At 30.9% G+C, this 23579-nt stretch carries 20 protein-coding genes; 17 read left to right on the forward strand and 3 right to left on the reverse strand.

Annotation, left to right across the window (positions count from 1 at the left end):
• Nucleotides 1–4 precede the first annotated feature (4 nt).
• Nucleotides 5–451: an exosortase F system-associated membrane protein gene (locus tag GQ47_RS04835; protein ID WP_035645704.1), complete on the reverse strand. Its 447-nt coding sequence runs from the start codon at nucleotides 449–451 to the stop codon at nucleotides 5–7.
• Nucleotides 441–977 carry an exosortase family protein XrtF gene (gene xrtF / locus GQ47_RS04840; RefSeq protein ID WP_035645707.1) on the reverse strand — a complete coding sequence of 179 codons (537 nt, stop codon included), beginning with the start codon at nucleotides 975–977 and terminating at the stop codon, nucleotides 441–443. The genes GQ47_RS04835 and xrtF overlap by 11 nt, the downstream gene beginning before the upstream one ends.
• A gap of 71 nt (nucleotides 978–1048) precedes the next feature.
• Between xrtF and GQ47_RS04845 the strand changes: the two genes are divergently transcribed.
• The 5 genes from GQ47_RS04845 to GQ47_RS04865 all read left to right on the forward strand — a co-directional run bounded on the left by GQ47_RS04845 (nucleotide 1049) and on the right by GQ47_RS04865 (nucleotide 5943).
• Nucleotides 1049–1504, forward strand: coding sequence for a GAF domain-containing protein (locus GQ47_RS04845; protein ID WP_035645710.1), 456 nt, complete (start codon nucleotides 1049–1051; stop codon nucleotides 1502–1504).
• A 119-nt stretch (nucleotides 1505–1623) separates the two neighbouring features.
• Nucleotides 1624–2232, forward strand: a complete 609-nt coding sequence (locus tag GQ47_RS04850) for a toxin-antitoxin system YwqK family antitoxin (protein ID WP_238567946.1) — start codon at nucleotides 1624–1626, stop codon at nucleotides 2230–2232.
• A gap of 99 nt (nucleotides 2233–2331) precedes the next feature.
• The gene (locus GQ47_RS04855) at nucleotides 2332–3282 is read left to right on the forward strand and encodes an energy transducer TonB (protein WP_035645716.1); all 951 of its coding nucleotides are present in this window, start codon (nucleotides 2332–2334) and stop codon (nucleotides 3280–3282) included.
• Between the two features lie 92 nt (nucleotides 3283–3374).
• Complete coding sequence (gene rpsO / locus GQ47_RS04860; RefSeq protein ID WP_007804772.1) at nucleotides 3375–3641, forward strand: 30S ribosomal protein S15; 267 nt, start codon at nucleotides 3375–3377, stop codon at nucleotides 3639–3641.
• A gap of 166 nt (nucleotides 3642–3807) precedes the next feature.
• A complete protein-coding gene (locus GQ47_RS04865; protein ID WP_035645717.1) occupies nucleotides 3808–5943 on the forward strand; it encodes a polyribonucleotide nucleotidyltransferase in 2136 nt (711 codons plus the stop codon).
• A 73-nt stretch (nucleotides 5944–6016) separates the two neighbouring features.
• Here the strand turns inward: GQ47_RS04865 and GQ47_RS04870 are convergent, their stop codons facing one another.
• Nucleotides 6017–7093: a fatty acid desaturase family protein gene (locus GQ47_RS04870; protein WP_035645720.1), complete on the reverse strand. Its 1077-nt coding sequence runs from the start codon at nucleotides 7091–7093 to the stop codon at nucleotides 6017–6019.
• 107 nt (nucleotides 7094–7200) lie between these two features.
• Here GQ47_RS04870 and GQ47_RS04875 point away from each other — a divergent pair, with 107 nt between their 5' ends.
• The 12 genes from GQ47_RS04875 (at nucleotide 7201) to GQ47_RS04930 (ending at nucleotide 23571) form a co-directional block, all read left to right on the forward strand.
• Nucleotides 7201–8163, forward strand: coding sequence for a helix-turn-helix domain-containing protein (locus GQ47_RS04875; RefSeq protein ID WP_035645723.1), 963 nt, complete (start codon nucleotides 7201–7203; stop codon nucleotides 8161–8163).
• Nucleotides 8164–8521: 358 nt separating this feature from the next.
• Complete coding sequence (locus tag GQ47_RS04880; protein WP_152560990.1) at nucleotides 8522–9235, forward strand: hypothetical protein; 714 nt, start codon at nucleotides 8522–8524, stop codon at nucleotides 9233–9235.
• 19 nt (nucleotides 9236–9254) lie between these two features.
• A complete protein-coding gene (locus GQ47_RS04885; RefSeq protein WP_035645726.1) occupies nucleotides 9255–12017 on the forward strand; it encodes a TonB-dependent receptor in 2763 nt (920 codons plus the stop codon).
• A gap of 18 nt (nucleotides 12018–12035) precedes the next feature.
• Nucleotides 12036–13208 carry a DUF4249 domain-containing protein gene (locus GQ47_RS04890; RefSeq protein WP_035645727.1) on the forward strand — a complete coding sequence of 391 codons (1173 nt, stop codon included), beginning with the start codon at nucleotides 12036–12038 and terminating at the stop codon, nucleotides 13206–13208.
• A 71-nt stretch (nucleotides 13209–13279) separates the two neighbouring features.
• Nucleotides 13280–14884, forward strand: a complete 1605-nt coding sequence (locus tag GQ47_RS04895; RefSeq protein WP_152560991.1) for a hypothetical protein — start codon at nucleotides 13280–13282, stop codon at nucleotides 14882–14884.
• Nucleotides 14885–15210: 326 nt separating this feature from the next.
• Nucleotides 15211–15606: a hypothetical protein gene (locus GQ47_RS04900; protein WP_035645729.1), complete on the forward strand. Its 396-nt coding sequence runs from the start codon at nucleotides 15211–15213 to the stop codon at nucleotides 15604–15606.
• Between the two features lie 292 nt (nucleotides 15607–15898).
• Nucleotides 15899–17440 carry a tetratricopeptide repeat-containing sensor histidine kinase gene (locus GQ47_RS04905; RefSeq protein WP_152561000.1) on the forward strand — a complete coding sequence of 514 codons (1542 nt, stop codon included), beginning with the start codon at nucleotides 15899–15901 and terminating at the stop codon, nucleotides 17438–17440.
• On the forward strand, nucleotides 17433–18179 hold the full coding sequence (locus GQ47_RS04910) for a LytR/AlgR family response regulator transcription factor (protein ID WP_035645734.1): 747 nt from the start codon (nucleotides 17433–17435) through the stop codon (nucleotides 18177–18179). The genes GQ47_RS04905 and GQ47_RS04910 overlap by 8 nt, the downstream gene beginning before the upstream one ends.
• Before the next feature lie 189 nt (nucleotides 18180–18368).
• Nucleotides 18369–18620 carry a hypothetical protein gene (locus tag GQ47_RS04915; RefSeq protein ID WP_035645737.1) on the forward strand — a complete coding sequence of 84 codons (252 nt, stop codon included), beginning with the start codon at nucleotides 18369–18371 and terminating at the stop codon, nucleotides 18618–18620.
• Nucleotides 18621–18796: 176 nt separating this feature from the next.
• Nucleotides 18797–19570: a hypothetical protein gene (locus GQ47_RS23405; protein WP_035645740.1), complete on the forward strand. Its 774-nt coding sequence runs from the start codon at nucleotides 18797–18799 to the stop codon at nucleotides 19568–19570.
• A 2-nt stretch (nucleotides 19571–19572) separates the two neighbouring features.
• Nucleotides 19573–22335 carry a TonB-dependent receptor gene (locus tag GQ47_RS04925; protein WP_035645743.1) on the forward strand — a complete coding sequence of 921 codons (2763 nt, stop codon included), beginning with the start codon at nucleotides 19573–19575 and terminating at the stop codon, nucleotides 22333–22335.
• Nucleotides 22336–22347: 12 nt separating this feature from the next.
• Nucleotides 22348–23571, forward strand: a complete 1224-nt coding sequence (locus GQ47_RS04930; protein ID WP_035645746.1) for a DUF4249 domain-containing protein — start codon at nucleotides 22348–22350, stop codon at nucleotides 23569–23571.
• Nucleotides 23572–23579 lie beyond the last annotated feature (8 nt).

Below are 23579 nucleotides of genomic sequence, written 5' to 3' on the forward strand. Positions count from 1 at the left end.
TTTGTTATTTTTTCAAATTTTGCTGCTGATAATAAAATGCGGGAATAAAAAGCAGTACAAATATGGGCTGAATTATAAATCTTCGGACATAGAAAAGAAGCCAATTTGCATTTGGAAAATAATCCAAAATAACAAAAAAGGCAATAAACAGAATGACCAGAAAAAATGCGTATAAAAAAATACTAAACTTAAAAATGTCAGCATTTCTAAAAAGCACATAAATCAAGGCTAAAGACAAAATTGTATTTAAAAAATACCTCAAGATAAGTCCGAAAAAAAGTTTCAGAATATTGACTTCCGGATAAGGCAAATTTTTAAAATCGGTCTCAAAATATTCTAAAAAAGGATCATAGAAAAGATTATTTTCAAATGCCCGAATGATACCAAAACACATCACTACACAAACCGCAAGCAAGATTTTGAATTTATGTTCCAGTAAATTACTTAGCATATTTCGAAAATTTATTCACCCAAATCACCCATAAAAGAAAAACCAATCCGTAAATAATCAACGGAAAAAGAACGCCGTGCAAAAAGTGTTCATTCTCAGGAAATTTAAAAAGTAAAACCGTTAAAAAAGCAATTCGGAGAACATTTAAAACATAAATAAAAAGAGATCCAAATAAAATAAAAAGCAAAGTCGTTTTGAATTTTCCTGAAAAAGCAATCACAAACGAAACAAACAATATAATAACGCTGATCGCATTGCAGCCTTCTACTATTCTGATCGTAAATCGTTTATTATACCAAACCTCTAAAGAAGGCTGAGAAAGACTTTTTACAATACTAATATCAGAATTAAAAAAATGCATTAACTGTTCTACATTTCGCCCAACAATTTTTGAAATTCCGTCAATTTCCAATGAATCAAAACTGTTCAGATAGTATTTATAGATTATCGTCAGTAAAATATAAGCGAAGAAAAAAGTGCCTATAAAAATCAGAAAAGGTTTAAATTGTATTAAATATTTTTTCAACGGATTTTTTTTTCAAATTTATATATTTTTTAACTCCGGCTTTAAATACTTTTGTATAAAATTTATTTATCATGACTTTTCAAGAATTACAACCAAAAATAAGCGCTATTGTTGCTGATACAAAAATAGTTAGAGACGAAAAATTATTAGCAATCTGTCAATTGTTAAACGAAAATGTAGAATACTACAACTGGGTTGGTTTTTATTTTGCCAATCACGAAAACAAAACACTTCATTTAGGACCTTATGTTGGTGCCGAAACAGATCATACTGTTATCCCGTTTGGAAAAGGAATTTGCGGTCAGGTAGCAGAAAGCAATGCTAATTTTGTCGTTCCGGATGTTGCCGCACAAGACAATTATATTGCCTGCAGTTTTACTGTAAAATCAGAAATTGTGGTGCCATTATTTGTTGATGGAGTAAACATTGGCCAAATCGACATTGACAGCCACGTTATTGATCCGTTTACTAAAGCAGACGAAAGATTTTTAGAATTTGTAAATCAAGAAGTTGCTAAATTATTCTAGAAGAACTATTTTTAGGTAAAAAATAGAACTGAATGAAAAGAAACATCTTCATTTTTCTGCTTCTTATATTCTCAGTTAATCTCTTCGCGCAAATTAACATGGTCTCAAAAAAAATCTTTTTGGACTCGTTAAATAATGAATGTACGCCTGAAAAACATACTTACACGAGAGTAATCACCAATTATTCCCAAAAAAGCGTTCGCTACGTTGTAACCGATTTTTACAAAAACGGAAGAAAGAAAATGACCGGCACAACTTTAGACAAAGATGTTCTAAAAAAGGACGGAGAATTTATTTGTTACTATAAAAACGGCGCAAAAGAATCTGTGGTAAATTATTCTCAGGATCATAAAGAAGGCAAAGAGATTAACTGGTATGAAAACCAAAGTAAAAAATCCGAAAAACAGAATATCTGGAACCCAAAAACTAAAAGTGTTCAGACTTTAATACTTAATGCTTGGGATGAAGATAAAAATCAGACCGTCGTTGATGGTGAAGGAGATTTTGAAGAAACTGACAAATTCATAATTCAAAAAGGAACCCTGAAAAATGGTTTAAAACAGGGTATTTGGAAAGGAAATGATAATGCTCAAAAAATTACTTTCATTGATAATTACGATAAAGGAATTTTAATCTCTGGAGAAAGCATAGATCAAAACAATGTAAAAACTACATATTCTTCTTTAACAGAAAAATACGCTTTGAAAAAAAATCCAAAATTAAAATAGCAATTAAAATCAAAAGCAAAGATTACTTTAAGCTAACGCTGAATCCTTGTTTGCTTGTATTAAAAATACTACTTTAGCTTTTTCATTAACAAACCTAACATGAAAGCTATTTTACGCGTATTATTTTTTCTTTTCATTTCGACTAAACTAGTTTCGCAAAATGCCTTACCAGCAAATAAAATAATTTATCTGGATTCGACCTGGGCAGAAACTACAGCAGACAATTATCATTATATAAGACTTATTGAAAAGTATTATTCTGATGAGAAATCTTATGTTTTTAAAGATTACTATAAATCTGAAAAACTGAAAGCCATCGGTCATACATTAGATAAAGATATCTTAAAACGTGATGGACAATTTATCAGCTATTATGAAAATGGCAAAAAGAAATCAACTGTAACTTATGTAAATAACAAAAAGACAGGAAGAGAATTCAATTGGTATGAAAACGGAGATATAAAATCGGAATTTGAATACTTTGAATTAAAAGATAAAACAACAGATTACAAAATCAATAATTTCTGGAATACTCAAAAAGAGCATACGGTTATAGATGGCAATGGAGATTATACATACAAAGACGAATATAGCGAAGAAAGCGGAAAACTAAAAAATGGTCAGCCTGACGGAATCTGGACAGGAAAACATTTCAAAAAGAAATTAAGTTTTTCTGAAAATTATGAAAATGGAAAATTAGTTTCAGGCATCACTAAAGACTCTTTAAACATTGAGCATCCCTACACCGAAATACGCCAACAGCCTGCTCCAAAAAAAGGCATAAACTCTTTTTATAGCTATGTTGGAAAATCAATGAATATTCCTGTTGAAGCCAGAAATACCGTTTATGGAAAAATCTTTTTAACCTTTATCGTTGATGAAGAAGGAAATCTGGTTGAACCAAAAATATTAAAAGGTCTAGGTTACGGTTTAGACGAGAATGCAATAAAAATTATTAAAGAAGCTAAAAAATGGAATCCAGGTATATATCGAGGTATTCCTGTACGAGTTCTTTATTCATTACCAATAACAATTGCAAAAAAGAGCTAATAAAGTTTATTTTTCGAAAAAAAAGTTTTAATTTTGCACCCGTCTTACAAAAGTTGTAAAGACATACATAAAAATCATTAAATAATATTGGAATGTATTTAACTAAAGAAAAGAAAGAAGAGATTTTCGCACAACACGGTGGTGCAACAAACACTGGAAGCGCAGAAGGTCAAATTGCATTGTTCACTTACAGAATTTCTCACTTAACTGAACACTTGAAAAAAAATCGTCACGATTACAACACTGAGCGTTCTCTTGTACTATTAGTAGGTAAAAGAAGAGCTTTGTTAGATTACTTGAAAAAGAAAGAAATTAACAGATATCGTGAGATTATCAAAGTATTGAATATCAGAAAATAATCAATATAGAAAAGAGGTGCGAAAGTGCCTCTTTTTGTTTTTACATTACACGCATAATACAAGAAAAAAAGTTTGGTTTTTCATTGGGTTTTAGATAACAACAACTACACACAACAACACTACAACACAACTAAAACCCATTGTATAATCAATAAGGAAAAAATTTATGATTCCACAATTATTTGTAGAAAAGATCGATTTAGGTGATGGCAGAAGCATCACAATCGAGACAGGACGTTTAGCTAAACAAGCTGATGGTTCTGTAGTAGTTAGAATGGGCGACACTATGATTCTTGCAACAGCAGTTTCAGCTCGCACATCAAACCCAGGCGTTGATTTTTTACCGTTAACGGTAGATTACCGCGAAAAATTCGCAGCAGCAGGTCGTTTCCCGGGAGGTTTCTTTAAAAGAGAAGCACGTCCAAGCGACAGCGAAGTATTGACAATGAGATTAGTTGACCGTGTTTTGCGTCCGCTTTTCCCAGACGATTACCATGCTGAAACACAAGTTATGATTCAATTAATGTCTCATGACGAAACTGTTATGCCAGATGCTTTAGCTGGTTTAGCTGCTTCTGCAGCATTAGCCGTTTCAGATATTCCATTTTACAACTTGATTTCTGAAGTTCGTGTTGCACGTATCGACGGAAAATTAGTAATCAACCCAAGCAGAGAAGAATTAGAAAAATCAGACATCGATATGATGATTGGAGCTTCTATGGACTCAGTTGCGATGGTTGAAGGTGAGATGAAAGAAATTTCAGAAGCTGAAATGATCGAAGCTATTAAGTTTGCTCACGAAGCTATCAAAGTTCAAATTCAGGCTCAATACCGTTTACAAGAAGCTTTTGGTAAAAAAGAAATTCGTACTTACGAAGGTGAGAAAGAAAACGAAGAAATTTACAAAAAAGTAAAAGCTGCAGCATACGATAAAATCTATGCTATTGCAAAAGTTGGTTCAGCTAAACACGAAAGAGGCGCTGCATTTGCTGAAGTAAAAGAAGAAGTAAAAGCTTTATTTACTGAAGAAGAATTAGCTGCTGATGGTGATTTAGTTTCTAAATATTTCTACAAAACAAACAAAGAAGCTGTTCGTAATGTTGTATTAGAATTAGGTGTTCGTTTAGATGGTAGAAAAACTACAGACATCAGACCAATTTGGTGTGAAACTGATTATTTACCAAGAGTACACGGTTCATCTTTATTTACTCGTGGAGAAACTCAAGCTTTGGCAACTGTAACTTTAGGAACTTCCAGAGAAGCAAACCAAATCGATTCTCCGTCTGAACAAGGTGAAGAGAAATTCTACTTACACTATAACTTCCCTCCTTTCTCAACTGGTGAAGCAAAACCATTAAGAGGAACTTCAAGAAGAGAAGTTGGTCACGGTAACTTAGCTCAAAGAGCATTAAAAAATATGATTCCTGCTGATTGTCCTTACACAATTCGTATTGTTTCTGAGGTTTTAGAATCTAACGGTTCTTCTTCTATGGCAACAGTTTGTGCTGGAACAATGGCTTTGATGGATGCTGGAGTTCAAATGGTAAAACCAGTTTCTGGAATTGCTATGGGATTGATTACTGACGGAGAGAAATTTGCTGTATTGTCTGATATTTTAGGTGACGAAGATCACTTAGGAGATATGGACTTTAAAGTAACCGGAACTGCTGATGGTATCACTGCTTGTCAAATGGACATCAAAATTGATGGTTTACGTTATGACATTATGGAGCAAGCTTTAGCTCAAGCTCGTGATGGACGTTTGCATATTTTAGGAAAATTAACTGAGACAATCGCTGCTCCAAGAGCTGACGTAAAAGCTCATGCGCCAAAAATCATCACAAGAACTATTCCTGGAAACTTTATTGGAGCATTAATTGGACCTGGTGGAAAAGTAATTCAGGAATTACAAAAAGCTACTGGAACAACTATTGTAATCAACGAAGTTGATGAGCAAGGTGTTATCGAAATTTTAGGTACAGATCCTGCTGGAATTGAAGCGGTATTAGCAAAAATTGCTTCTATTACTTTCAAACCACAAATGGGAGAAGCTTATGAAGTTAAGGTAATCAAAATGCTTGATTTTGGAGCTGTAGTTGAATACACTGCTGCACCAGGAAATGAAGTATTGCTTCACGTATCTGAACTAGCTTGGGAACGTACTGAAAACGTTGCTGATGTAGTTAAAATGGGAGATGTTTTCCAAGTGAAATACTTAGGAGTTGACCCAAAAACTAAAAAAGAAAAAGTGTCTAAAAAAGCACTTGTTCCAAGACCTCCACGTGAGGAGAAAAAAGAGTAATCAGATCTTAGTTTACTAAAGGTTTATTCATAAAAAACCCCAATTCATTTATTTGAATTGGGGTTTTTAAATTTTATTCTTTCGGATTTCCCATTTTATGTAAATGTTTAAAATGAGAAAACATCATTTCAAATAATGTTTTATGATGATAAGGCTGTTTGTATTCTTTTGTAGTCTCTTCAATTATATTATTGATTTCACTATAATTCGTATGACAGATATTCGGGAAAAGATGATGCGCAGCGTGACAATTAGACCCACCGCTTAAAAATCTTGCCCAGCTTTTATTAGCATCCCAATCGCAGCTGGTATAAAGCTGATGAACTGCCCAAGTATGTTCTAAAAACTCTCCTTCGGGCTGTGGATAATCTGCTCCATCAAAGAAATGCGTTCCTACAAGCATTATAATAAAAACCATCGAAGTAAAAGCACTTGCCGTTAGAAAGGTTAAAACAATAAAAGACAATGAAAAGTGAGCATATAACAATGGAAAAACCAATACTAGAGAAAAATAAAATACTTTATACAATAAAAATCTAAAATACAATGCAGCTTTAGAAACCCCTCTTTTCATCCAATCATATTCGTTTGAAAACAAATAGATCCAGTCACTCATAAAAACAGAATGCAACAAGGTAAACATGTAAACAAATGGTGCGTAATAAGCCTGATATTTATGCTTTGGTTTCCACGGATGCGTTGGACTCAATCTCAAAAATGGATTTTTGTCGATGTCAATATCGCTTCCTTCAACATTTGCATACAAATGATGTGAACGAATATGCCTTAATCCCCAAAGCAATGGGTCTATTCCAACGGTTAAAAAACTAAAAAAATGCAGTACCGAATTTGCCTTTTTATTTTTGAATGCCGTATTATGAGAAGCATCGTGACCAAAACTAAATCCGATAAGCAATCCGGATAACTGAAAAATCACATAAAATATCCAAAAATATATTTTACTCACAGAATCCAAAAAAAGCAATGAATAGGAAGAATAGCAAATCAAAGTCCAAAACAATCCTTTAAACCAAAATCTGGCATCTCCGTGAGAAATACTTTTACCCTTTAGTTTTTCATGTACTTTCTCTTTTAAGGCCATAAAAAATACTTTCTCTTCTTCTAACTTATTAAAATATTTAGCTTTCATGAAACTGTCTTTTTAAAATTACAGGGCAAACCTATTGCATTTATCACATATCAATTTGCGTAAACCAATAAAACATTTTTATATATTTGTGATTATCGCAAAAAAAAATGAAATCACAAGAATTATTTTTAAAAGCAATTAGACAGAAAATCTCGCAATCAGTTTCTTTAATAGATGAGATTGCAGGAGTTTTAGAGATCAGCTATGATGCCTCACACCGAAGAATTTCAGGAAAGAGTAAATTTTCTATTGACGAAACCATCAAACTGGCTAGCCATTACAATATTTCATTGGATAATTTATTTTCAAATAAGGAAAAAGTAATTGTGGAAAAAACAATTGAAATAGAAAACTTAAAAGATATGCTTCAGTATTTCAAATCATCGGCTGAAAATATAGAAGCGCTTACAAAAAATAAGAAAACAAAACTTTTTTATTCTGCAAAGGACATTCCCCTTTTCTATTTTATGGATGGCACTATTTTATCAAAGTTTAAAGCTTTTGTATGGCTCAATCTCTTGAATTCAAGTCAAAAGAAAGTTTCATTTGAAAATTTTGTCATTGATGAATCTTTTACAGAATACATGCAAAAGCTGAAAAAAATCCATGAAAACACTGTTGTAAACGAAGTATGGAATGACACCACCATAAACAGTAGTTTACAGCAGATCCTCTATTTTTATGAAGCCGGCCTTTTGAGTTTAAAAAGCGCCTATGCACTCTGTATCGACCTAAAAAGGATTATTGATTTGATAAAAGTAAAATGCAATGAACCAAACAAAAAATTCTCTATTTATTACAATGAGCTTATACTACTAAACAACAATATGCTTATAGAAACTGAAGAAAGACTAACCATGTTTGTTCCTTATACACTTTTAGGATATTTCATTACAGACAACGAAGACAGTTGTAAAAATGTTCATGAGTTCTTTAAACAGCAAATTTTAAATTCAATCCCTTTAGGTCAATCTGGCATTAAAGAACAAAATCTTTTTTTTAACAGAGCTATCCGAAAAATAGACTACTACATGGAAAGAATAAATTCTCAAGTTGATTTATTATTTTAAATACAAAAACATTTCCATATTAACTTATTAAAAGTTTATTTATAAGAAACCCCGATTCATTCAATTGAATTGGGGTTTTTCGGTTTTTACATCTACTTTCCAACCTAAAATAAAACGGTCAAAATACTAATCTACAACGTTTTCAGAAAACATATTATAGATTAAATAATGTTGTTGGTTTAAAAATCAATGTTGTTGGTTTAATTTATTTTTTAAAGGATTGTCATTAACATAGTTTTATATAGAAAACAACTACAAAACTAAAATATTGATGAAAAAAGGTATTGCAAGGTCAAGAATTAAAACAATATTATTTATTGTCTCTTTTAAATTCAAACTCTATTGTAAAAACCTACCATTGAAAACCACAAATTGCTCATCAGTAATTTTCATCTTACTATTACTTTCAATCAACAGTTTTTCTCAAACTAATAAAAAAAAAGAAGTCTCCAATTATTTTGACAAAATAATTGGAGAAGAAATTTTAAACATCAATAACGGCAAAATTCATATTGATCCTTATAATTTAAAAAACAGCCACAATTATTATTCAAATAAAAACTTTATCAAAGGATCTGTTTTTTATGACAGTCAACTATACGAAAACGTTCTGATAAAGTATGATATCTACAAAGACCAACTTGTTAAATCATTTGAAAACAACAACTCATTTGGTATAACCCTCACAAATGAAAAAACAGATTATTTTTTAATCGAAGACAAACGATTTGTCAATATTGACAATAAATATAAATTCCCAAAAGTCATCACTGGTTTTTTTGAAGAAAAATATTTAGGCAAAAAAATCTCCTTATATATAAAGCACTTTAAAACGGCTAAAGAAACTATTATTGAGTCTAGTTTGTATAATGAGTTCAAAGAGTACAGCGATTATCAACTTCTTTATAATTCAACATTTACAGCTGTAAATACTCAAAAAGAAATCCTCACAGCATTTCCTCAACTAAAAAAAGAAATAAGAGATTATTATAAAAAAAATAAAATTCCGGAGGACACAAATCCATATCAGTTCAAAGCAGATTTGATACAATTTATTGATAACAATTTATAAGCTCTACTCCTAAATATAAATGAAAAAACACTTAATCTTCTATTTATTTTTCTTACTGCCAATCATTCTTTTTTCGCAAGAAAAAAACATTTCTATAAAATATTCAAATGTAACACGAAAAGAAGCTATTGAAATAGTCGAAAAAAACACTTCTTTTCACTTCTACTTTGAGAATCAGTGGTTCTCTGACAATGAACGTATTTCAGGCGAATTCAGCAACACATCTATTTCAATAATTTTAGATTCTATTTTTAATAATACAACCATAAATTATATTATCGATGGAAACAATATTATTCTAAGCGATGGTCTTTTGATATCAAACGCTATAACGGAGGATTATTTTAAAAATGCTGATAACATAAATATCGGCAAAACTTCAAATTTTCAAATTGTTCCAATATACAATAAGCAATATCTGAATGATTCTAAGAAAGATTCTGATTCAATTATTTCCCTTGGAAAACAATCTTTACTAAACGCATCTCAGTCTTACACCCTTTCCGGCTATATTAAAGACCGGGTTTCTGGAAAACCAGAATATAATATTATTGTCAAAGTAAAGGACAAAGATATAAGTACAACAAGTGATGAAAATGGTTATTATAGTTTTAGAGTTCCCGCCGGCATCAACATAATTGAAACTCAATCTATCAAACATGAATCAAAGACTAAAAAAATTGTACTGTACAGCAATGGAAAAGTTGATTTTAATTTAGATGAAAATGTAAATGCCCTGAAAGAAGTTGTTATCGAAAACAAAAGAACAAAAAATACAACTTCAGCAGTTGCAGGTCTCACAAGTATTAATGTCGAAAACATCAAAAACGTACCTTTAATTTTAGGCGAAAGAGACATTTTTAAAGTTGCTACAACTCTGCCCGGAATAAAAACGGCGGGAGAAGGATCTGCGGGCTTTAATGTTCGTGGAGGAAAAGACGATCAAAACTTATTTTTACTAGACAATGCTTCTCTATACAATCCATCTCACTTTTTAGGTTTCTTTTCTTCTGTAAATCCATTTACAACAAAATCGGCCGATATATACAAAGGAAGCATTCCTGCAGAATTTGGCGGGCGTCTTTCTTCGGTTTTTGATATTAAATCTAAAAGTGGAAATACCGAAAAAGTTTCTGGTGAAGCAGGAATTGGTCCAGTAATGAGTAACGTTACGCTCGAAATTCCGATAGTAAAAGGAAAATCAAGCTTATTATTTGGCGGCAGAGCAAGTTATTCTGACTGGATTTTGAAGACAATTAAAGATCCCGAACTGGATAATAGTCAAGCCTCTTTTTATGATTTGCTTTTGAAGTACAATCATAAAATCTCAACAAAAGATGATCTGGAAACCTCTTTATATTATAGTCATGACAAATACAGCATCAATTCAGACTCAATTTACAAATACAGCAACCTATTAGCAACAGTAAAATGGGATCATGATTTCAATTCAAAAAACAAATCTTCATTGATTGTCACTAATAGTCAATATAAATTCAACATCGATTACGATTCTCAACCTGAAAAATCATTTGATTATGGTTATAAAGTAAATGAAACTCAGTTTGTTTTTAAAATGAAATACATTCTGAATGAAAAGCATCTATTTAATTATAGCATAAGCAGCAAAATTTACAATGTTAATCCCGGTTTTCTAGAACCAACAAGCGGTGATTCTCAAATTAAACAAACCACATTAGAGAAGGAAAAAGCTTTAGAATCGGCTTTGTTTTTTACCGAAAATTATAAAGTCAATGACCAACTTTTAATCAATTTAGGTTTGCGTTATTCCTTTTATTCTGCACTTGGTCCTTCTACCCAAAACATCTATCAGGATGGACTGCCTAAATCTGAAAGAACTGTTATTAATACTAAAACTTATTCAAATAATGAATCTATAAAAACCTATGGAGGTTTTGAACCTAGAATTTCTGCTCGTTATTTTATACTTCCAGATTTATCCGTCAAAGCAAGTTTTGACAGAACCTATCAATACATGCATTTACTGTCAACGAATACGACCCAATCTCCGATGGATGTCTGGAAGCTTTCAGATTTAAATACTGAACCACAATCTTCTAATCAATTTTCACTGGGGCTTTTCAAAAATATAATCGAAAAATCATTAGAACTAAGTATAGAAGGTTATTATAAACGTTCAAAAAATATTCTGGATTATAAAGTTGGTGCCGAATTATTTTTGAACAAAAACATAGAAACTGAACTTCTTCAGGGAGAAGGAAAAGCTTATGGAATTGAATTTTTGATCAAAAAGGAAAAAGGAAATTTTAATGGCTGGCTAAGCTACACGTATTCCCGAGCGCTAATAAAATTGGACAGCAGATTTGATTCTGAAAAAATAAACAACGGAGATTACTTCCCTACGAATTATGACAAACCGCATGATTTCAGCGCTATTTTAAACTATAAATTCACAAAGCGATATAGTTTGTCGACTAATTTTGTTTACCAAACCGGCAGGCCTGTCACTTTTCCAATTGGGTCATATGATTTCGCTGGAGAGGATTTTACTTTATATAGCAATCGCAATCAATATAGAATTCCAGATTACTACAGGCTGGATATAGGTCTTAATTTTGAAGGAAATCACAAAATAAAAAAACTGGCTCATAGTTTCTGGAATCTTTCTGTCTATAATGTTCTTGGAAGAAATAATCCGTACAATGTGTATTTTGTTACAGAAGACAGAAAAATAAAGGCTTATAAAACATCCATTTTTTCTGTTCCAATTCCGACAATAACGTATAACATTAAATTTTAATTCATTTATCACATCAATATGAATTTATCAATCATCAAAAAAACGACGCTGGCTTTTTTTTCGTGTGTTATTTTATCGGGCTGTACAGAACAATATGTTTTTCAAAACCAAGATTTTGAAGACGCAATGACTGTTGAAGCCACAATAACAAACGAATTAAAATATCAGGAAATAAACATTTCAAGAACAAGATTTCTTAACGATACAGTAAAAAAATCCGAATCTGGAGCTAACGTTATTGTTGTTGATAGCGATGGTAATGCATTTCATTTTGACGAAAAAAACGGGAAATATATTTCTGCAAATGAATTTAAAGCTGAACCAAATAAGACCTATCAATTAAAAATAACAACCAAATCCGGAAAATCATACATTTCTTCTCCAGAAGTTTTAACAACACAAAACACTATTGACCTAGAAACAGAAATTGCAGAAAAAGACGGCGCTAGAGGCGTTCAAGTAAACGTTAAAAGTTTTGACCCTTCAAATACTTCAAAATATTATCGTTACGAGTATGAGGAAACCTATAAAATAATAACTCCATATGCGGTCGATGACCGTATTAAATTGGTACAACAAAATGGCCATTACATCTACCAAAAAGTTCCTGTCGATACAAACATCAAAGTTTGTTACACCACCAAGCATTCTACAGGAATAAGACAAACCAATACGATCAATTTAACTGAAGATCGTGTAAAATATCCTGTCCGTTTCATCAACGACACCGATTACATGTTAACAAATCGCTACAGCATTATGGTTTTTCAATTTACACAAAGCCAATCTGCATATGATTATTATTATAAATCAAAAAAAATGATTGATTCAGGAGAGTTATTATCTCCAAATCAGCCTGGATATGTTGTGGGAAACATAAAATCGACATCGGATATCCGGGAAAAAGTTGTTGGATTTTTTGAAGTTGCTTCTGTCTCTAAAAAAAGAATCTTTTTTAGTTTCAAAGATTTTTTCCCTTCCGAAAAACCAACCGAATATTTTAAAACTTGTGATGCCAGACTCTTTGGCTTTGATGAAATAGAAAAAAATAATTATGAGTTGCTTAAAACACATGAATTTCTTGGAGATGGTCCCGGATTAACTTCTACAGGATTCTACATGGTTGAAAAGGCATGCGGAGATTGTACATCATTTTCTTCTAACGTAATACCTTCATTTTGGGAAAATTAAACATAAAATTAGCTTTTTTACTGTTATTAGTAAATTTCACTTATAAAAGCAGTGCTCAAAATAATACTGTTTTGAGTACAGAATCAGTATTAGTCAAAACCAATACCTCGGTGGTATTAACTGGCGAAACGATATACTATCAATTATACTGTTTAAATAAAACAACTGTTTTTTCTGACATTAGTGAGCTTGCATATTTAGAAATAATTAATGATCATAAAGAAAGTGTTTTCAAAACTAAAATTAGTTTAAAAAACGGAATTGGATCTGGGGATTATTTTATTCCAACAATATTAACAACAGGAAATTATAAACTTATTGCTTATACGAACTGGATGTTAAACAACAGTCAAAATAACTTTTTTGAAAAAGACTTTACCATTATAAATCCATTTGAAGAACATATCAATATGGTTATTGATAGCACTTCAAAGAAACTTGACGTCTATAAAAACGAAACAAAAAACACATCTGAAAATATCTCCTTAAACCTTGACAAAGAAAAATATTCGAAGAGGGAAAAAGCGACACTTTTACTGCCAAAAACATTGGACAGAGGAAATTACTTTTTAAATATCAGAAAAATAGATTTTATACCTGAATACCCAAATAACGAAACTATCAATACTAATATAAATTTAAAAGAAGATATAACGGTTCTTCCAGAAACAAGAGGTGAAATCATAACTGGCTATATAACATCGAAAGTTGCCAATTCTGATTTAAACACTAAAATAGTTACACTTTCTATTCCAGGAAAAAATTTCATCTTCAAAACGACCAAAACAAATAGCAACGGAAAATTTATTTTTTTGATAGACAAGCAAACCAGTACATCGGGCTGTTATGTGCAATTATCAGGAACTAACAGAGAAAATTATATTATTGAAATAGACAAAACACCAAGTCCGGATTTATCAAATTTAATTTTCTCCAACAAAACATCAATTTCTGCTAAAAACTTAAAAGCGATTCAAGAACGCTCATTGGCGTCGCAGGTAGAAAACGTTTATTTTTCGCAAAAAAAAGATAGCCTGATCGAAGCCAACAATACCGACTTCTTTTTTCAACCTACCGAAAAAAAATACAATCTAGATGATTTCGAAAGATTTAGAACCTTTAAAGAAACCATAGTAGAAATTGTAACCGAACTTAATTTTAAAGATTACAATCAAGTTCCTTCACTATATTTAAGAGATATCAAATACAATATAACACAATCGCCAGAACCCTGCCTAGTTTTGGTTGATGGATTGCAAATTCAGAATATAAATGCATTACTTAATTACAATGCTTTTCAAATTGAAAGTATTAGCGTTGTTGACAGACCTTATTGTTATGGCCCTAAAATATTCAACGGAATTGTTTGTATCATTACAAAAAACAAAGATTTTGCGACTATTTATATTGACAAAAATATTCTAAAAACGACCATCCTTAGACCAGAATCGGCAAAAGTATATTTTGAACCGAAACATGAAGCTCCTAATACACGCAGCCGAATTCCTGACTACAGATATCAATTACTTTGGAAACCTAATATTGCTTTTAACAATAGCGAAATGAGCATCCCATTTTATGCCTCTGATATTTCTGGAGATTATGAAATCATATTGGAAGGACTTACAGAAACGGGAAAGAATGTTCGTTTTTATAAAACATTCAAAATTGAATAAGTGAATCAACTCTGTTAAAATTAAATTTTTAACCTTACCAAAATTATTCGCCAAAAACCCCAATTGATGTAATGGAATTGGGGTTTTTGGTTTTCATTTCTATACTCTTTCTTATTCCTTAAACTGTCAAGTGAATAGTGGAAGTTTCTTTTTTATCCAGTTTTGTTTAAGCTTTTGAATGCTTTCTGAAACAAATATTTTTTGAATTTTTAAATAAAACAATATCTAAAAGTGCTAAAAATCAAGGTTTTTATAGTGCTAATTGAAAGAAAAAAAATATCTTTAACACACCAAAAATAATAGTATTAATCTTAAAAACCATTCTTATGGCTTATACCGTTTTACAGAATACCAAAATTAATACCGGTGATTTTATTTTTCTACACCCAAAAACAGTCAGTTACCCCGTTTCCCCATTAGTTTCTGCAAGATTCTACACACCTCCAGGGGGAGAATTAACATTGAAAATCAGAGCAACCTTATATATCAACTCTGAGGATCCAAACAACCCAAAGGTTGAAGAACCTACAGAAAATGGCAATTCGCTACAAATATTTTTTGATTACAATTTTTCTGAAGAAACCCCGGAGAGTTGTGATGTTTGGTATGTTGAAGTAGACTATACTTCTGCCACAATCAGTAACATCACCGAAGTAGTTTCATTCTTAAAAGATATTGACCCTGAAACATCAAGAGGAACAGTAACAGGAGTAGATAGTTAATTCCTGACCATAATACAAGTATCTATTTTAGCAATTACGATTGTTAAAATAGATGCTTTTTCATTCAAATTATCGAAACAACTCAAGAGATAAAATGTGTAAACTAAAAACAAATTTGGTTTTTATTCTGTGTTTATATTCAATTTTACTGTATCCTCAAAACCAAACCGTTAAAAATTCATTTAACGAAATATTGAAGAAAAAGGCAGCTCAGTTTGACCAAGAAAGCAACTTTAACAAAGCTCAATACTTTTTTATCAATAAAAAATGGGATTCAACTTTGGTATATTCCATGAAACAACTGAGTTCTGGCAATAACAAAGAATTATCCGATTACTGCCATTATATAAGAGGAAATTCTTTCAGACAATTAAAACTTTTTAAAGAAGCCCAAAAAGAACTTAATCTGATTTCAAAAGATTTTCCGTTTTATTATTTGGCTGATAAATATTTAGGCGAAATTTATCTGGAACTAAAAGAGTTTGATAAAGCAATTTCCCATTTTGAAAAATTAGAAAAACGAACTCCTGCACAAACTCCCGATTATAAAATAAGTGTAATTTATCAAAACTTAGGTCTTTGTTATTTACATCTTCAAAAGTTCGACAAAGCAGAAGAATATCTTTTTAAAAGCAAGGAATTAAAAGAAAAAGAAAATGACAATGCTTCTTTAACGTATCTCTACATGAATATTGCTAATTTGTATTACATTCAATACAAAGACGACAAGGCCATTACTTATTTTGAAAAATCATATTCGCTTTCAAAGCAAATAAAAGATTTTGATAAAAAAAGAGACGCAGCATTAAACATGGCAGTTGTTGAAGAAAACAGAGGTAACTTCAAAAAATCTTTAGTTTACAGAAAAGAATTCGAACAATGGAAAGATTCACTAACGAATCAAAATAAGATTTGGGCGCTCGCCGATTATGAGAAAAAATTTGCTGTTGCTCAAAAACAAAAACAAATCAAAGTTCTTGAGGTTGAAAATCAACTAAAAAATACGCAGCGTAATAGTTTGTTTTTCTCCGCGATTGGTTTGTTAATAATCCTGACAGGAGGTGTTTATCTATATGCGCAAAAAGCAAAAAATGGCAAAATCATACTAACACAAAAAAACAAACTCGATCAGCTTAATAACACAAAAGATCAATTATTTTCGATTGTAAGTCATGACTTGCGCTCTTCCGTAAATGCATTAAAAACGAGCAATTCCAAATTATCTACGACACTCGAAACTAAAAATTATGAGGAATTAAACCAGCTTATTATTCAAAATAGTGCTATTGCAAATGGCGCATACAGTTTATTGGATAATTTATTGCATTGGGCAATGCTGCAAACAAAACAATTGTATTTCCATAAAGAATCTGTTCATTTGAATTCTATTGTTCAGCAAATAGAATACAATTACAAACCTTTGCTACTCGATAAATCGATTACTTTTGAAAATTCAGTCCCAAAAAACATCTTTATCTTAGCAGATATTGATTCTCTAAAAATTATATTCCGAAATCTGTTGGACAATGCTATAAAATTTTCAAATGAAAATGGAAAAATTAGTTTCTATACAAGAGAAAATAACTCTGAATATTGCGAGCTTGTAATTGAAGACAACGGAATTGGAATGAGTCAGGAGACTATTAAAGAATTACTTGCCGACAATGATCTTTTAGCTAAAAAAAATGATTCTGAAATTATCGGGACTGGCTTAGGAATGCAGCTTTGCAAACAAATGATCAAGAAAAATAATGGCACTTTTACGATCGAAAGTGAAATTAATATCGGGACGAAAATAATATTGACATTTCCAAAAATAACAAACAATGGATAATATTCATGTTTTAATCATAGAAGATACACCAGAACAAAGTGATGCACTGGAAAAAGTATTGCTTCAACACAATTATACAGTTGTGGGCGTTGCAAGAAATTTTACTGATGCATTGAAACTTTTTTACGAAAACACGATTGACATTATTATTATTGATGTTTTTCTGAACGGGAAACCAGACGGAATTACTTTTGCCGAGTCAATTAATATTATTCCAAATGCCTCAAAACCTTTTGTGTTTTTGACCAGCTCACAAGATCGTCAAATTTTTGAGCGAGCCAAACTTACAAAACCTTTCAGCTTTTTGATGAAGCCTTTCAACGAACTCGAAATTTTGTACGCAATTGAAATGGCTGTTGAAAAATTTTATGATCAAATCAATGTTTTTTTAAGTGAGGAACAAAATACTGTTATCAGCAATAATCATTTATTCATAAAAAAGAAAAACGTATTAAAAAAGGTTGCTACAAACGACATTCTTTATATTGAAGTCGAAGAACGTTACTGCAATATTGTTACTGAAAAAGAAAAATTCGTAATTCTAATTTCATTGACTAAAATAAATGAATTGCTGGATAAAAATAAATTCATAAAAACACATCGAAATACGATTGTAAACTCAGATAAAATTGAAGAAATTATACTGGCTGATAATCTTATTATTTTAAAAGGAAATCATAAAATAAATCTAAGCGATACTTATAAAGATTTCATCAAAAAGATGAATATTTTATCATAAATCACAATCTTAAAACGTTTCAAAATCCTCTTTTTAAGGGGATTTTTTTGTTTTTAAGAGCTACATTTTAAAACCATTCTCACTTTTCAGGATTTCATGACAAGAAAAATGGCTTTCATGACATTTTTAGACCAAACAAACCAAATCGAAATTATTTTTGCCCCAACAAATAAACCAAAATAGTTTTAAATGAAAATTGCGCTAACCAACAAACCAGAAATGAAATTTTTATCACTTTTAAAACAATTCATAACAAATCCCTGGATTGGCGCCTTAGCGTCACTAGCGATAATAATTCCAAGTTTATATATCATTCTGGATGATGTTACTGTTTTGAGAAAAGAGTACATTTTGCTAATTATCTCATTTCCTGTTTATTTAAAATCGCTGAAAAAAATATTTGATGAAATTTTGGATACCCCAGATGACACCTTAAATTAAAAATAAATTTTGCCCCTTTTTATTTAAAAACACTTCAGTTTCTTCGAAAATTGAGGTGTTTTTTGCGTTAAAATATAATCATTTTATTACATTTTAACAGTTTAAAGTGTTATTTGTAACTTTTTTTTAATATTTTTGAATTCAGCCGAAAACAAATTAAAAAATCCACCGATCCTTTGAAAAATTCCCAAAAAAAGAATACCATATTCATCTTATTTGGTTTATTCTTAAACATTATATCCATCTATAGCCAAAATAACAGCAATACGATATCGATTCATAATCTCTTTGACAAGACTGTAGAAAATGAAAATTTACCGATATTCAATGGGCCTCGTTATATCAATTATTATAGATCTTTAGACAATACACATTGTTATTACATCTCTGGTAACTTTATTTCCGGAGATTTAAACTATCAAAATCAAAGCTATTACAATGTAGATTTAAAGTATGACATTAATAATGATGTTTTAGTACTTAAGCCTATTGGCAAATTCGATTATTTAGGCATTAGTCTTATAAAAGATAATGTTGGTAGTTTTAAAATCTATGACAAACAATTCATTAACATCAATTATAACAATCCTTCATGTCCCGCTTTTATGAATGGATATTATCAGGAAATTATATTTTCTAAAGACAATATTTTATACATCAAGCATCATAAAAACAGAACAAAAGTAATTGACAACAAATCAATTGCAGAAGGCTCTAATCAATCTACAACAGATTCATTTATAGAAAAAAATGAATTTGTATTGAAATACAAAAATACTTACTACAAAATAGCATCAAAAAATGATGTCATTAAAATTTTCCCCGAATATAAAAGCAAAATAAAAGATTATTACAGTAATAACGATCAATTAGAAGAATCAGATAACAAAGTCTTTATTGAAAATTTAATAAAGGAAATCAACAATTTTCTAGTCCCTGAATCTAATTAAAAATGAAAAAAAATATACTAACATTATTTTTATTAGCCTTTTATACAATATCATTTAGTCAGGAAAAAAGCAATAAAATATCTATCGAATTCAACAATACTAATCTAAAAACTGCTTTAGAAAATATTGAAAAAGCCTCCGGTTATAAATTTTATTTTGATGAAAACTGGCTTACAGCCGAAACTATTTTAATTAATAAAACCTATAACAATATTTCTATTGAAGATTTGCTAAATAATCTTTTTGAAAATACTTCTTTAAATTACATCATAAGAAATAATGAAATAATTTTAACCAAAAACAGCACAATCCACAGTTCATTGCCTGAAGGTTATTTTGAAACTACAGTACCACAATCTGATAATACTGTAGCAAAACCACTATTCCATCAGCAGTATGATGCAATAGCGCAAAATAGTAGCGTTCCAGGAATTATCTATATTGGAAAAGAAAAAAAGGGAGGTGAGTTAAAATCATACACGCTTTCTGGTTCTGTAAAAAATGTAAAAACAAAAAATACGCTCTCGAATGCTACTATAAGAGTCCGTGGGAAAAATAGCAGCACCGTTACTGATAATGAAGGTCATTATAAAATTGTAGTGCCTTACGGTCTTAATTATATCGACATTGAATTAGTAAATCACAAAAAAACCACAGAAACGATAATGGTTTATGACGATGGAAAACTTGATGTATCTCTTGAAGAAAGCTTTAATGAATTAGACGAAGTTGTTATTAAAACCAGCGCAAACAAAAACGTAAAAGATGTTATTTCCGGGGTTTCAACTATCGATGTTGAAAAAATAAAAACCATTCCGCTTGTTCTTGGCGAAAGAGACATTTTTAGAGTTGCCACAACCTTACCTGGAATCAAAACTACTGGTGAAGGATCGGCAGGATTTAATGTTAGAGGAGGAAAAGATGACCAGAATTTAATTCTTTTAGACAATGCTGTTCTTTACAATACTTCGCATTTCTTAGGTTTTTTCTCTGCTGTAAATCCTTATACAACAAGCAAAGTTGATATTTATAAAGGAAGTATTCCCGCAAGATTTGGAGGTCGATTATCTTCTGTTTTCGATATCGCTTCTAAAAATGGTAATCCTGAAAAATTTTCTGGCGAAGGCGGAATTGGATCTGTGACGAGTAATTTATCTATTGGAGCTCCAATTATAAAAAACAAAGCCAGCGTATTAGTTGGATTCAGAACTACTTATTCAGAATGGATTTTAAAAAAAATAGACAATGAAGACCTAAATAATAGTCAGGCTGCATTTTTTGATGGTATCATAAAATACAATCACAAAATAAACGCTAAAAACAACATTGAATCAACTTTGTATTACAGTAAAGACCGTTTTAGTATTTCTTCTGATTCTGTTTATAAATACAGTAATGCGTTAATTTCATTAAAATGGAATCATGCATTCAGCGAGAAAACTAAAGCCGATTTTATTTTCACTAATAGCCAATATAAATTTAATATTGATTTTGATAACGGAACTCCAAACTCTTTTGATTATGGATACAAATTAAACGAAACTCAATTTATTGCAAATGCAAATTATTCATTAAACAGCAAGCATGCTTTTAATTATGGTTTATCGAGCAAGCTTTACAATGTTGAACCTGGTTATTTAAATCCAAAAACTACAGATTCTAAAATTATTCCAATAAAAATTGACGATGAACAGGCTTTGGAATCTGCTCTATATTTTTCTGACAATTATACTTTAAATGATAGAATATTAATTAGTCTCGGACTTCGATATTCAACATATTCTGCATTGGGAGAATCTACACAGCGTGTTTACCAGCCAAATGCTCCAGTCAATGACAATAATGTAATTGGTACAAACTACTACAAAAAAAATGAAGTCATAAAAACCTATGGCGGATTTGAACCAAGAATAGCAATGCGTTATCTGTTTACAGACGATTTTTCTGTAAAAGGCAGCTATGACAAAACATATCAGTATATTCATTTATTAACGAACAACACAACACAATCTCCTACTGACGCCTGGAAATTATCCGATTTAAATATTAGGCCTCAGGAAGCACAGCAATATTCTTTAGGGTTTTATAAAAATCTAGATAACGACAATTTAGAATTAAGTTTAGAAGGTTATTATAAAAAATCATACAATCTTCTCGACTATAAAGTAGGTGCTGAATTAATGTTGCAGGAAAACACCGAAACACAGCTTTTACAAGGAGAAGGAAAAGCGTATGGAGTTGAGTTATTATTGAAAAAAAATGTCGGAAAACTTAATGGCTGGTTAGGTTATACTTATTCACGAACTTTTATAAAATCAGACAGTCAGTTTCTTGATGAAAAAGTCAACAATGGACATTATTTCCCAACAAACTTTGACAAACCGCACGAAGTAAGCGCCGTGCTCAATTATAAGTTTACACAACGATACAGTTTATCGAGTAATTTTGTATATCAATCAGGACGACCTATCACCTTCCCAATTGGAAGTTATATTTATAATGGCATGGAATATACACTGTACAGTGACCGAAATAAATATAGAATTCCTGATTATTATCGATTAGATATTGGTTTTAATATAGAAGGCAATCATAAAATAAAAAAACTTTCTCATAGCTTTTGGAATATATCTGTTTACAATGTCTTAGGCAGAAATAATCCATATTCGATCTTTTTTATAACGACAAATGGAGAAATAAAAGCATACAAAACTTCTATATTTTCTGTGCCAATTCCAACAATAACATATAATATTAAATTTTAATCATCAAAATAAATGAATTTTAGAATCCAGCATATTAATCACTTGTACAAGATATTGTTTTTTACAATTTTCTGTCTTTCTTTTAGTAGCTGTACTGAGCAATACGTTTTTCAGACCAATACATTTGAAAGCATTTTGGTGGTTCAGGCAAATATTACAAATGAATTAAAGAAACAAGAAGTAAAACTTACCAAATCATACCGTCTTGAAGAAAACGGACCAACTTTTGAAAAAGGAGCAAATGTTTATGTAACTGACAGTGAAAACAATAATTATGAATTTGAACTTGAAGATTTTTCAGGTCTTTATGTTTCAAAAAATCCTTTTCAGGCAGTTCCGGGAAGATCGTATCAATTAAATATTACTACCCAAGATGGTAAATCCTATTCATCTGCTTTACAAACTTTAACTTCAGTTAGTGAAATTAATGTAGAACCAAAAGTAGAAACAGTGGACGATGTGAAGGGTGTACAAATAATGGTCAGCAGCAATGACCCTACTGCAAGTTCAAAATTTTATAGATTTGAATACGAGGAAACATACAAAATCGTATCGCCTTACTGGAATCCCAACAAACTTATCGTGGATCCAAGTATGATCAATGATCCAGAGCCTAATTTTCTTGTTGTTCCAAGGAATAAAGAAACAAGAGTTTGTTACACGACAAAAAAATCAGATGATTTAATCTTAATTAGCAATGCGGGACAAAGCGAAGATCGTATCAATTTTCCGATACGTTTCATAGAGATGACAAGCCCTCTTCTTAATGAACGATATAGCATTATAGTACGCGAGTATGTACAAAGTTCTGAATCTTATACTTATTATAAAACATTAAAAACGCTTTCTACTTCTTCTAGTTTATTTTCACAAGTACAGCCTGGATTTAATTACGGAAATATCAAAAACAATGACGACCCTGAAGAAAAAGTAATAGGCTATTTTGAAGTCTCATCTGTTTCTTCAAAAAGAATCTTTTTCAATTTTAGAGACATCTTCCCAGTCGAGCCATATCCGCCGTTCTTTATGGAATGTCAACCGCAAGAATTAAGCAATTGCTGGGATGCAAAAGGCTGTGCTGGCGCCACCATATTGGCCCTAGTTAAATCTCCTGTGCCTGAAAAAATATATTATGGTAGCCGCCTTAATATGGATATAATAGTCTTTGTTCCAACTCCGTGTGGTGACTGCACCAGTGTTTCATCTAACATAAAACCTTTATTTTGGATAGATTAAAAAAAATT

Origin of the sequence: Flavobacterium sp. ASV13, assembly GCF_000745775.1 — a bacterium.
Taxonomy (GTDB): domain Bacteria; phylum Bacteroidota; class Bacteroidia; order Flavobacteriales; family Flavobacteriaceae; genus Flavobacterium.

Coding starts and splice junctions, on each gene's coding strand:
- GQ47_RS04905 (WP_152561000.1), top strand. CDS start 15,899: ATGAAACAACTGAGTTCTGGCAATAACAAAGAATTATCCGATTACTGC.
- GQ47_RS04870 (WP_035645720.1), bottom strand. CDS start 7,093: ATGAAAGCTAAATATTTTAATAAGTTAGAAGAAGAGAAAGTATTTTTT.
- GQ47_RS04915 (WP_035645737.1), top strand. CDS start 18,369: ATGAAAATTGCGCTAACCAACAAACCAGAAATGAAATTTTTATCACTT.
- GQ47_RS04855 (WP_035645716.1), top strand. CDS start 2,332: ATGAAAGCTATTTTACGCGTATTATTTTTTCTTTTCATTTCGACTAAA.
- GQ47_RS04845 (WP_035645710.1), top strand. CDS start 1,049: ATGACTTTTCAAGAATTACAACCAAAAATAAGCGCTATTGTTGCTGAT.
- GQ47_RS04835 (WP_035645704.1), bottom strand. CDS start 451: ATGCTAAGTAATTTACTGGAACATAAATTCAAAATCTTGCTTGCGGTT.
- rpsO (WP_007804772.1), top strand. CDS start 3,375: ATGTATTTAACTAAAGAAAAGAAAGAAGAGATTTTCGCACAACACGGT.
- GQ47_RS04910 (WP_035645734.1), top strand. CDS start 17,433: ATGGATAATATTCATGTTTTAATCATAGAAGATACACCAGAACAAAGT.
- GQ47_RS04890 (WP_035645727.1), top strand. CDS start 12,036: ATGAATTTATCAATCATCAAAAAAACGACGCTGGCTTTTTTTTCGTGT.
- GQ47_RS04900 (WP_035645729.1), top strand. CDS start 15,211: ATGGCTTATACCGTTTTACAGAATACCAAAATTAATACCGGTGATTTT.
- GQ47_RS04865 (WP_035645717.1), top strand. CDS start 3,808: ATGATTCCACAATTATTTGTAGAAAAGATCGATTTAGGTGATGGCAGA.
- GQ47_RS04885 (WP_035645726.1), top strand. CDS start 9,255: ATGAAAAAACACTTAATCTTCTATTTATTTTTCTTACTGCCAATCATT.
- GQ47_RS04925 (WP_035645743.1), top strand. CDS start 19,573: ATGAAAAAAAATATACTAACATTATTTTTATTAGCCTTTTATACAATA.
- GQ47_RS04875 (WP_035645723.1), top strand. CDS start 7,201: ATGAAATCACAAGAATTATTTTTAAAAGCAATTAGACAGAAAATCTCG.
- GQ47_RS04930 (WP_035645746.1), top strand. CDS start 22,348: ATGAATTTTAGAATCCAGCATATTAATCACTTGTACAAGATATTGTTT.